We start from the raw sequence: 11,394 nt of genomic DNA on the forward strand, positions 1-11,394 counted from the left end.
AAATCAAGAGAGTGAGGGAAAAGACTTGAGTGATAAGATATCTTCTAGTACAGGGCATTTAAACATTGCAGCTTATCTAGCCATATTATATAATAATTATCTTAAAAATTGTTTCGGTATTTATGAACAAATGGATCTATTATTTTGGTACTAACGGTGGGGAAGGCAATGCTCAAATGAAAGACATACTCGGTAGTAAAGGAGCTGGTCTTGCTGAAATGTCTAACTTAAATTTACCTATTCCCGATGGTTTTACTATTACTACAGAACTTTGTAATTATTTTTATAAAAATAATTACAATTTGCCTGAAAATTTTAATAAGGATTTAGCGGTAGCTGTTAAAAATTTAGAAAATGCTACTGGTAAGATTTTTGGGGATCATAAAAATCCACTACTACTATCCGTCCGTTCAGGTTCAAGAGCCTCTATGCCCGGCATGATGGATACTATACTTAATCTTGGGTATAATGATCAAGTTTGCGATGTGCTATCCAGTACTGGAAATGAAATTTTTGCTCTTGACAGCTACCGAAGATTCTTAGAAATGTACGGATCAATAGTATTATCCGTTTCAAACGGATTATTTAAGAATGCATTTGAAATGCATAAGAGCAAATGTAATATTTATCAAGAGAATGAAATTACTGGGGATTTCCTAAGAATAATAGTTGAAGAGTTTAAAAAGATAATCTTTAATCATTGTGGTGAATCGTTTTTTGATCCATATACACAACTAGAAGAATCAATAAAAGCCGTATTAAAATCTTGGACAAGTGATAGAGCAATAACTTATAGAAAGCTACATAATATACCCAATGATTGGGGTACAGCGATTAATGTACAGTCAATGGTTTTTGGTAATCAAAACAATAATTCTGCAACAGGAGTAGTATTTTCACGTTGCCCTGCAACTGGTGAAAATAAGCTTTTTGGTGAATATCTAGTAAACGCCCAAGGTGAAGATGTAGTGTCAGGGACAAGAACCCCAAGCCCTATTATGTCAAACGATCATATTCCTGATTGCTCAATGCAAACAGTTATGCCACAAATATTTGATCAATTACAGAAAATTTGTAAGAAGTTAGAACTACATTACTTGGATATACAAGATATAGAATTCACCGTGGAAAACGGTAAGTTCTATGTCTTGCAAACACGTACTGCTAAAAGAACAGCTTTAGCCAGTATTAAAATTGCCACGGATATGGTACAAGAAGGATTGATTACTAAACAACAAGCAATAATGCGTGTAGATCCGGAATCTCTAACTCAGCTTTTGCACACGGCTATTGATTATAGCAATACTCTAAGCCTCATTGCTAAAGGACTGCCAGCATCTCCTGGGGCTGCCACTGGTATAGTAGTTTTTTCTCCATATGATGCCGAGAAAATGTCGCATCACCATAAAGTAATTTTGGTACGCCATGATACTAGTCCTGAAGATATAAATGGTATGTATGTTTCAGCCGGTATTCTTACAGCTAGAGGAGGAATGACATCACATGCGGCTGTAGTCGCTAGAGGATTAGGAAAACCATGTGTTTGCGGGGCAAGTGATGTGGTAATAGATGAAAAAAAACAGCTCTTTAAAATAGGGGAAACTATCATTAATTATGGTGACTTAATAACTATAGATGGTGGAACAGGAAAAATTTTTTTAGGGGAAGTACCACTTATTCAGCCTAGTTTTACTAAGGAATTGCAAACAATTCTAGATTGGGCAGATGAATTTGCTACTTTAAAAGTTAGAGCCAATGCTGAAACTATTTTAGACGCTGGTGTTTCCATGAAATTTGGGGCGTGTGGAATTGGACTATGTAGAACAGAACATATGTTTTTTGACCCTGATAAAATTCCATTAGTACGAGAAATGATAATTGCTCCTGATATAGAACGGAGAAAACATGCGATAAATAAATTATTGCCCTTGCAAATTCGAGATTTTAAGGCATTATTTCGAATTATGCATGGTAAAGTCGTAAATATAAGACTGCTTGACCCTCCTTTACATGAATTTTTGCCAACAACAGAGATTGATAAAAGAAACTTAGCAGATGTTATGAATCTACCTTTAGCTGTTGTGGAACAACGTTTGCACGCATTATATGAAGTGAACCCCATGCTTGGACATAGAGGATGTCGCCTAGGTATTTCTTATCCTGAGATTTATCAAATGCAAATAATGGCAATTTTTACTGCTATCAGAGAATTGCAAATTGAAGAAAATATAAATATTGTTCTAGAGTTAATGATTCCTTTAATCAGTGACGTTAATGAGCTAAAAGCTTTAAAGATACATATACAAGATGTGATCATTGACATGGAAAATACTAACCAATGTAAGTTTGATTTTACTCTTGGTACTATGATCGAGCTACCAAGAGCTGCTTTAAAAGCTGGAGAAATTGCCAAGCAGGTAGATTACTTTAGCTTTGGTACCAACGATTTAACACAAACAACTTACGGCATTTCTAGAGATGATGTAGCGTCATTTTTTCCAGACTATTTGGAAAAAAAAATCTTTGCATTTGATCCTTTTAGTAAATTGGATGAGGAAGGGGTTGGTGAGTTAATAGAAACTGCTATACAACGTGGGCTAAAAAACAACCCTACATTAAAACTTGGCGTATGCGGAGAACATGCGGGAAATCCTGATTCTATAGAGTTTTTTCATAAAATTGGTTTGCATTATATATCCTGTTCACCATACCGTATTCCTATCGCAAGGATTGCTGCAGCTCAAGCGGAAATAAAGAGATGTGGGTAAAAATATCCCGGTAAATCTATATTAATTATTATTTCTTTAGCAAATATTTTCTCCGGTAAGATTATTCTTTTGGCATGTAATAACATTTCCTTGGATAAAGCCATTGCCTCTTGAGTACCATATTTTGTGTCACCTATTATGGGACAACCCAGCATTTTCGCATGAAATCGAAGTTGATGCATTCTGCCAGTAAGAGGAGTGAACTCAACTAGAGTCAAACCATTATTTAAGTTTTTCAGCAATTTATAGCGAGTTATGGCTAATTTGCCATGTTCTTCATCATTTTGTACAGTCTCATACGCCCCTCCCCTATTCTTCCCTATCATACCACTAATTTCTCCTTCATGTTGCGGAAGGTTACCTAAAACTACTGCAATATAGGTTTTCTGAATATTCTTTTCCTTAAAGGCTTTCACTAATTTTATACTACTCGCATAATTTTTAGCGATTAGTAATATACCTGAAGTATCTTTATCTAACCTATGTACTAGTTTTAAATCTGCCCCTTGGCTATTTAAATATTGTAGTGCATCATCTATAGATAGGCTTATTTTACTACCGCCTTGGGTTGCAAGACCTGATGGCTTATTAATTGCTATAAGCCACTCATCCTGATAAACTAGGTAATCCTTCATTAACTTACCAGCTAGTATAACTGTCGAACTCGAAAAAACCCTATCAGACACTTTTTGAGGTTCTAAATTTAAACTATCCTCTATAAAAATTTGATCCCCAGCCTTTATTCGCAAATTTGCCGCTACCTTACAAGAATTAACCATTATCTGTTTAAACCTTAAGGCACGCTCAACCATCCCTTGGGTAAAGCTAGGATATAACTTCTTCAAGTAACGATCCAACCTACAAGGTAGTTCTATATCTACATTTAATATTGCCACTAGCTACTCTTTAACAAAAAATACCCCCATAATATACATGATAATAGTATAATAGCAAAAATCTGATGCACTAAGGTCATTAATATAGGTACTGAATATAAAATAGTAATTATGCCAGCTAACATTTGTAATATCAGCACACCAACAATATAATAAGCAACTTTGTTTAATTTAGGATGCTTGGTTTTTATTAGACTCAACACTAACAAACCAACACTAGTACAAACAATATACGCTCCAATTCTATGGATAAACTGAACAAAAACAGCATCACTTAAACTATCTCTACTCAATAGTTTAAAAGCTATTTCTTGAGGTATAAAACTATTCCCCATTAACGGAAAGCTATTATATACAAGCCCTGCATCAAGACCTGCAACTAGACCACCTAAAAAAATCTGTATATAAACTATAATAATAGTGAATATACAAAAGAATTTTGCTAAATTTAAACTTATTGTCCGTTCAACTAGTAAAATATCAAAACTATTTTTCATCAGCTGATAGAACAGTAAATTATAGATAATAACTGCAATAACCAAATGACAAGCTAAACGGAAATGACTGACATATGGCTGCAAAATTAGACCACTTTTCACCATATACCAGCCCATAAATCCTTGGACTGCAAATAATAACGATATCGCCAAATATACAGGCAGTAACCTTGTATCAATCCGTCCACGTACAAAAAAATACAGTAATGGTACTAGATACAACAAACCTGCTACTCTGCCAGCAAAACGGTGAATAAATTCAAGCCAAAAAATAAATTTAAACTCTGAAAGAGTCATATTAGTATTTTTTTGCTTATATTCGACAGATTGTTGATATTTAGCAAATTCATCCTGCCAATCAGCATTACCCAGCGGGGGAACGACACCTGAAACCGGTTTCCATTCAACAATTGATAAACCAGCATCAGTAAGCCTAGTGAGACCTCCTAAAAAAATCATAAATATTACCATGCAGCAGCATACCGCCAACCAACGCTTTACTAATATGTGTGACATAAAACCTAAACTCAATGCTCTGTATAATTTTGAAGACTATTATACAACAGGCGGTTTTTTATTATAATTAAAACTAATCGCAAATAAGGTGTAAATTGGGTTAAGCCAACCAGTAGCTGTAATGTCTAAGTTATCTCTATCTATGGTAATTGCCATATCAGCTCCAGGACTATCTGGGTCATATATATGAAAAGTTATCGTTTTTTCTTGTAATATATATTTATATGCTACTACTTGATGGTGTTGGATTATATTTAACCATGTTTTAGGATTAAAAAAACTTGCTTTTGCTCTAATTAACCCAACTAAGACAGGAGTATCTGTATCAATTGTTTGCATAATAATAGGATACTGATTACTTAATTCTTTTGCATCAGTACTTTTGGCAGTAAACATAAATCTAAAATAATTAAACAAAGCTTTTACGGTGAGACTAGCCACTTGGCAATTTATTATAAAGGTAAACATTTGAGGATCAGTTTTTATACTTGGAGTAATGTTGTTTTTAGGTGTTACAATTTTATACTTATAGTATAAGATTGATGCTAAAGACATACCACCACATAAGCCATTTTTTGCATTCCCTACTGGAATACCATACCAGTAAATAACATAGGATTCAAATTTGTTTGTAAAACGGAATGTATATTGTTCTAGAGTAAAATCTTTAACCTGATGTTCTTTTGTAAAATTCATTAGATTATTGTGTGAATTTTGGACTGTCATATTGTACCTTATTAAATTAATAATGTAAGAGAGCAATTCCTTTTAATATCATTAGTTTTAGATTAGAGTCTAAAACTAATGATATTTTATATATTAGACATGTTGCGAAATTCTACTTCTACTGGTAATTTGGGCGTCGGGACTAGACTCGAATCCGTAACGAAGTTTGAGTACACTGCGGGTCGAGATTCCGTGTCTCCTACAAATCCTTTCGTAGAAGCGAATTTCGCAATATGTCTATTGATAATTTATTAGTATAGCAGATTTTTTTAGCCCACTAATACTGATACTCATTATTTTTTAAAAACTTCACACAACCTAATTCCTACTTTTAATTAGGCGATATTATTTTATCACAAATTGCATCTATAAACAAATCTCCTATTTTCCCAGTTTTACGATTTTTCAGTTCCGCCACATTATTTTCAGCTTTTTTAGGACCAATGATTATTTGGTATGGTGATCCTATAAGATCATGGGTGGCAAATTTGCTACCGGCTCGTTCACTAGTATCGTCGTATAACACTTCTATATTATTTGCTGTTAGTTTATCATATATGGTTCTAGATAATCTATTACAGTAATTATCATTTATGTTCAAATTTAATATTGATACCATAAAAGGAGCAATATTTGTAGGCCATATAATCCCTTTATCATCGTGACTTGATTCGATTATGGCAGCTAAAAGTCTTGAAATACCAATACCGTAAGAACTCATTTCCACTGGCACAAGATTACCCTTATTACTATTTACTAAAGCATTCATGGCTTCGGCATATTTTGTGCCAATATAAAAAATATGCCCAACTTCAATACCCTTACTACTGGCAAGGTCATGTTCTGATAACAGGCATTTATCAGGATCATGTTTTTCTTCTGCTGCCGCATATAAGGTTTGTAATTTTTCAATATCTAAACTTTCCTGGTCTGTTAAAGATAGAAATTTTTTATCATAAAAAATTGTACTCTCACCATTATCAGCAAGAATATGGAACTCGTGGCTTAAATTGCCACCAATTGGACCATTATCAGCAAGTACTGGGATTACAGTTAAACCCATATCACGAAATGTTTGCATATAGGCTAGATACATCTGATTATAGGTTTTTACAGCACTTATTTGATCTATATCAAAAGTATATGCATCTTTCATTAAGAATTCTCTACCACGCATAACCCCAAAGCGAGGTCTAATTTCATCCCTAAATTTCCATTGAATATGATATAAGTTTTTTGGCAAATCCTTATAGGACTGAATATTATTTCTAAAAATATCAGTCACCATGTCTTCATTAGTAGGTCCAAACAATAACGTATTATCATGGCGATCTTGGAATTTTAGCATTTCTTTGCCATAATTCTCAAATCTTCCAGATTCCACCCATAAAGATGCTGGTTGAATACAAGGCATTAATATTTCAATAGCCCCTACCTTGTTCATATTAAGTCGAACGATATTTTCAACATTTTTAAGGGCTTTTAAGCCTATCGGCAACCAGCTATAAATCCCAGCAGATTGCTGTCTTATCATACCGCTTCTAAGCATCAACCGATGAGAAACCACTTGTGCCTCCACTGGTTCTTCCTTCAGCACAGGTAAAAAATATTTTGATAGTAACATGAATAGACTCAAATGAATTAAAGAGTTGGTATATCCGAATATATACGCAATATATCATAAAAATTAACTATACTAATAGATATATGCAAATTATTTGAAAAATTGTTAGCTATATAACTAACCCGAATGAGTTCTGAATAATTTCTTCGTCATTGCGAGGAGCCACTTTAGTGGCGACGAAGCAATCCATTTTTGGTTACTTTTATGGATTGCTTCGTTCGGGCTTCACGCCTCCTCGCAATGACATTTAGGAACTTATCAATATCAAGAACCTATTCAAATGATCATTTCTTGGCAATAATATTTAGAAACTCGTGGCGATATTTCTGCTGCTCTATATATATACCTGTATAATGCATAGTATTCATAATACTATCATTTTGCATAACTCCTCTAAGAGTCATACAGCTATGTAATGCAGAAATCTTAACCGCAACACCTAGGGGCTTAATATATTTCTGTAATGTTTCAGCAATTTGTACAGTCATCTTTTCTTGAATCTGTAGTCTCCTAGCAAAAACATCAACTATCCTAGCGAGCTTGCTGATACCTATTATACAATTATCAGGTATATAAGCTATATTTACCGTACCAGTTATCGGTAACATATGATGTTCACAAAATGAATTAAAATGTATGTCTTTTAACACTATGAAATCCTGAAAATTACAAGTATCGTAAAATTTAGTCGTTAATATTTCTTCCACATCTCTATCATACCCAGAAAACACTTCTTGGTAAGTTTTTATTACTCTATCAGGAGTTTTTAGTAGCCCTTCCCTATTTGGATCTTCACCAATAAATCGTAATAAAGTTTTAACTGCCTCTTTGGCTTCTTCTGTAGTAGGTTTTTTCAAGTCCATTATTTTTATTCCAATTACTTAAACAAGATTCTTCTACCACAAATAATAACAAACATCAAGCCACCAACAATAGCAATCAGCCCACCACCACCCATTATACCCATTAATAATTTACTGCCAATAGTCATTTCTACCCCTGGTGTTTTTCGCATCACCCCGTACCCACCAGCAAAGAGCAGAGCTATAATATGTAACATCTGCCCTGTAGTTATCGTTATAATTGCTGTTGTAAAATATGAGTTCTTCTGCTGTTTATCGTCACATAGAAGAAAGCAGAAACCCATACAAGCTACACTAATCCCAACAATTGAACCATGATAGTGTGCAGGAATAGTAACATTCATACCTGTAATTAATATACCAATAAATCCTCCAAACAGAAATAATATGCTAGAACAAATTATGCTCATCTTTATATAGCTAACCTGATTACTATTTACTCGTAGCAAACTAGTGTCATTGCGAGGAGCTACTTTAGTAGCAACGAAGCAATCTATAAAAGTGATTAGAAATGGATTGCTTCGTTGGCTTACGCTTCCTCGCAATGACGAAGTAATGTTATTCAAATTAGCTGTAACTAGCTCATAAAACATTATTATCAAAGACAAAGTTGCTGCTATCCCGCCACCATATTTCATTTGTTTAGTGTAGTATTCTTTGAATTCAGCATCTATAATATCATATAATAAATGTCCACTAATAGCTGCAACACTTATAACAAAATTTAAATATAATAGTGCAAGGTACAGCTTTTTAAATCTTAATTCCTTACCTATCCAAGCATGGAATAACACTGTCATTACTAATATCAAAATTTGCGTGTAAATAAACTGTAATAAATGCCCGCCACTCCAAAAAAGCAATTCATAGTAAAATTCTATATCGACTGGTACAAGTTTAATAATTTCTTGTAATTGGCAATAAGACCAAATAAAACATACCCATACTAACACCCACATTATTACGGTAGAAAGGATAGTAAAATTAATGAGGGAGTTAAAGTAAGATATTTTGCAACAGTTCCATAATGTATATAAGGCAAATAACAATACAGATACACCAAACAAACTAATTCCGAAAATAAATATTATATTCTCCAGCATTGGTATGTAATTGTTCATTACAGGAAAATTTTGGCCACAAAATGGTGATAAAGCTATTAGTGCAGTAGAAATAAATGCTATTATTACACATGTTATGCTGAAAGTAGTCGCCTCTAAATTATAGCTCCAAACACATGCTGTAACTGACATCAACCAAACTAGGATTGATAAATTAACATGAATAACCAAAGCTGATCGAAAAATTTCTGTATTTGAAAATAAGTTAACTAACATTGGAGTGCGGAGCATTACCAATATTATTGAATACACCCCAGCAAGAGCAAGCGAAAATATACCATTTCCAAGCCAGTAAATAGCTAACTTATTACGGCTTAATTGTGGAATTATATTCTCAAGATTCATAAAGAATACTTACGAATGGTGGGTTTGAGAAGACTTGAACTTCCGACCTCACGCTTATCAGGCGTGTGCTCTAACCAGCTGAGCTACAAACCCATTAATACCCTTAGCATTTCAAGTGTTAGCAGTGTCATGCATCAGATATACTTTTTTAGCTGGCTTCACTTAGGATTATAAACCCAACATACGCAGATATGTTTATGGTTTTAAGTACCCTAAAGTGGTGGGCTCGCCGGGATTCGAACCCGGGACAACCTGATTAAAAGTCAAGTGCTCTACCAGCTGAGCTACGAGCCCTAAATACGCTCTCGATGTCATTCCAGCTAAAAGCGGGAATCCATACTTAAAAGCCATATATAATAAGCTTTACTTTATCGTTTAAAAAGGTTATGTTGTCAACAATTATTTTGTGTTGTCAACACTTAAATTTTAGTAAATATAGTCATATGGTAGTTTATGCACTCTGATGTTGCAATTATTATTCCTTCAAGACTTGATTCAGTAAGACTTCCCAAAAAACCTCTACAACTTGTAGGGGGAATCTCAATAATTGAGCGTGTTCTTAGGCAAGTATATTTAACCAAACTAAAAAATATTTATGTGACAACTGATTCAGAAACTATAGCTAAAAAAGTTACTGATTGCGGTGGACAATTTATTATGACAAACCAAGAATGTCAAACTGGTACCGAACGTGTATACGAAGCATTTCAGCTAATCCCTAACAATCACCATATTAATTATATCCTGAATGTACAGGGTGATATGCCTTTTGTTGAACCGGAATCAATTATCAAAGTTATTGAAAGCCTAAAGTCCAGTAGCCATGATATTATGACCCCAGTAGTAAAAGTTGGTATAGATGCCGTAAATGGTCATAGTAATGTCAAGGTTGTTACTGACCATAATGATAGGGCTTTGTATTTTTCTCGTAATCTCATTCCACACGGTGCAGAAGAATTTCTATATCATGTAGGAATGTATGGGTTTCGCAAAGAAGCATTAACTAAATTCATAAACTTACCTGTTTCAACTTTAGAATTAAGCGAAAAACTTGAACAACTAAGAGCATTACAAAATAACATGTCCATAGGGGTATGTTATGTTAACAATATCCCCATTTCTGTTGATACAGTAGAAGATTTAAACAAGGCTATAGAGTTTTATCAAAAAAATATCAGTTAATAAATTATTTCCGTAGCATAATTAACGCAACAAACCTGCCCTGAGGCAAGCTGAATCCTTATGCTCCCGTTCTCATCTATGTCTTTAAAAATTCCTGAAATTTTTGTGTTTCCATCATTTACAGTAACCGTCTTACCTAACTTATAAGCTCTTTTAAGCCAATATTGTCTTATTTTACTAAACCCTTCTTGTTTCCATCTACTAAAATATTTTTCAAAGTTAATCATGAGAAGCTCTAATAAATATTCTAGATCTTTTACTTCTATATTCTCATCGGATAAATTGGTTACCAATTGATCAATATTTAAAGGGCTTCCCTTAACGTTGATGCCAACACCTATAATGAGATAATTATTATCATTTATACTAATAGACTCAAGCAATATACCTGATACTTTCTTGTCATTTATCAAAACATCATTGGACCATTTTAATTTGATAGAATTCTCTGATTCCTCCTTCAAAGATCTTATAGTTTTATAAACAACAATAGCCATAACAAAAGATAATTGTGGAATATAGCTAAGATTAATCTTATGATTTAATAATATACTAACATGCAAATTCCCTAGACTAGAATGCCAGATTCTACTATTTCTTCCACGCGATTTTGTCTGATTTTTTGCCAATATTACATAATTTTTATCAGGACAATCCTTAACCATCCTAATAGCTTCAGAACTGGTACTATCTATCTCATCAAAAATTAGTAGATTATATTTTTCCTGCCACGACATAGCTATAAACCATCCATAGTATACTCAAATGATTTGAAGAATTGGATTTGAAAATATCATGGATTCGCATGCGTAACTATACTAATGTACGCTCCGCTTGCTCACCATTCATTTTCAAA

9 protein-coding genes and 2 tRNA genes are annotated in these 11,394 nt (G+C 33.6%); 2 read left to right on the forward strand and 9 right to left on the reverse strand.

Annotated elements, in window-relative coordinates:
* Positions 1-122: 122 nt before the first annotated feature.
* The gene (ppdK, locus tag AAGD19_RS01205; protein ID WP_341747985.1) at positions 123-2,768 is read left to right on the forward strand and encodes a pyruvate, phosphate dikinase; all 2,646 of its coding nucleotides are present in this window, start codon (positions 123-125) and stop codon (positions 2,766-2,768) included.
* On the opposite strand, the gene AAGD19_RS01210 is transcribed toward ppdK, so the two are convergent.
* The 8 genes from AAGD19_RS01210 to AAGD19_RS01245 form a co-directional block, all read right to left on the reverse strand.
* Entirely contained in the window at positions 2,741-3,658 is a 918-nt protein-coding gene (locus AAGD19_RS01210) for an RluA family pseudouridine synthase (RefSeq protein ID WP_410520826.1), read from the reverse strand. The two genes, ppdK and AAGD19_RS01210, sit on opposite strands and share 28 nt — an antisense overlap.
* 5 nt (positions 3,659-3,663) lie before the next feature.
* A complete protein-coding gene (locus tag AAGD19_RS01215; RefSeq protein ID WP_341747987.1) occupies positions 3,664-4,677 on the reverse strand; it encodes a COX15/CtaA family protein in 1,014 nt (337 codons plus the stop codon).
* Positions 4,678-4,716: 39 nt separating this feature from the next.
* Positions 4,717-5,403 (reverse strand): hypothetical protein, encoded by a 687-nt coding sequence (locus AAGD19_RS01220; RefSeq protein WP_341747988.1) that lies wholly within the window; start codon positions 5,401-5,403, stop codon positions 4,717-4,719.
* Positions 5,404-5,734: 331 nt separating this feature from the next.
* Positions 5,735-7,027 carry a proline--tRNA ligase gene (gene proS, locus AAGD19_RS01225; RefSeq protein ID WP_341747989.1) on the reverse strand — a complete coding sequence of 431 codons (1,293 nt, stop codon included), beginning with the start codon at positions 7,025-7,027 and terminating at the stop codon, positions 5,735-5,737.
* A gap of 284 nt (positions 7,028-7,311) precedes the next feature.
* Entirely contained in the window at positions 7,312-7,884 is a 573-nt protein-coding gene (folE, locus tag AAGD19_RS01230; protein ID WP_341748415.1) for a GTP cyclohydrolase I FolE, read from the reverse strand.
* A gap of 20 nt (positions 7,885-7,904) precedes the next feature.
* Complete coding sequence (locus AAGD19_RS01235; RefSeq protein WP_341747990.1) at positions 7,905-9,356, reverse strand: hypothetical protein; 1,452 nt, start codon at positions 9,354-9,356, stop codon at positions 7,905-7,907.
* Positions 9,357-9,372: 16 nt separating this feature from the next.
* A tRNA-Ile gene (locus tag AAGD19_RS01240) sits at positions 9,373-9,449 on the reverse strand.
* Positions 9,450-9,574: 125 nt separating this feature from the next.
* A tRNA-Lys gene (locus AAGD19_RS01245) sits at positions 9,575-9,650 on the reverse strand.
* Between the two features lie 159 nt (positions 9,651-9,809).
* Between AAGD19_RS01245 and AAGD19_RS01250 the strand changes: the two genes are divergently transcribed.
* On the forward strand, positions 9,810-10,538 hold the full coding sequence (locus AAGD19_RS01250) for a 3-deoxy-manno-octulosonate cytidylyltransferase (protein WP_341747991.1): 729 nt from the start codon (positions 9,810-9,812) through the stop codon (positions 10,536-10,538).
* Here the strand turns inward: AAGD19_RS01250 and AAGD19_RS01255 are convergent.
* Positions 10,535-11,275, reverse strand: a complete 741-nt coding sequence (locus tag AAGD19_RS01255) for a biotin--[acetyl-CoA-carboxylase] ligase (protein WP_341747992.1) — start codon at positions 11,273-11,275, stop codon at positions 10,535-10,537. The genes AAGD19_RS01250 and AAGD19_RS01255 overlap by 4 nt on opposite strands.
* Positions 11,276-11,394: the final 119 nt, after the last annotated feature.

The sequence above is a fragment of the Candidatus Tisiphia endosymbiont of Dascillus cervinus genome (assembly GCF_964026405.1).
In the GTDB taxonomy this organism is placed as follows: domain Bacteria; phylum Pseudomonadota; class Alphaproteobacteria; order Rickettsiales; family Rickettsiaceae; genus Tisiphia.

What these genes read in the sequence shown, in the direction of transcription:
- ppdK (WP_341747985.1), top strand. Translation starts at nt 123, where the DNA reads ATGAACAAATGGATCTATTATTTTGGTACTAACGGTGGGGAAGGCAAT.
- AAGD19_RS01215 (WP_341747987.1), bottom strand. Translation starts at nt 4,677, where the DNA reads ATGTCACACATATTAGTAAAGCGTTGGTTGGCGGTATGCTGCTGCATG.
- AAGD19_RS01250 (WP_341747991.1), top strand. Translation starts at nt 9,810, where the DNA reads ATGCACTCTGATGTTGCAATTATTATTCCTTCAAGACTTGATTCAGTA.
- AAGD19_RS01220 (WP_341747988.1), bottom strand. Translation starts at nt 5,403, where the DNA reads ATGACAGTCCAAAATTCACACAATAATCTAATGAATTTTACAAAAGAA.
- AAGD19_RS01235 (WP_341747990.1), bottom strand. Translation starts at nt 9,356, where the DNA reads ATGAATCTTGAGAATATAATTCCACAATTAAGCCGTAATAAGTTAGCT.
- AAGD19_RS01255 (WP_341747992.1), bottom strand. Translation starts at nt 11,275, where the DNA reads ATGTCGTGGCAGGAAAAATATAATCTACTAATTTTTGATGAGATAGAT.
- proS (WP_341747989.1), bottom strand. Translation starts at nt 7,027, where the DNA reads ATGTTACTATCAAAATATTTTTTACCTGTGCTGAAGGAAGAACCAGTG.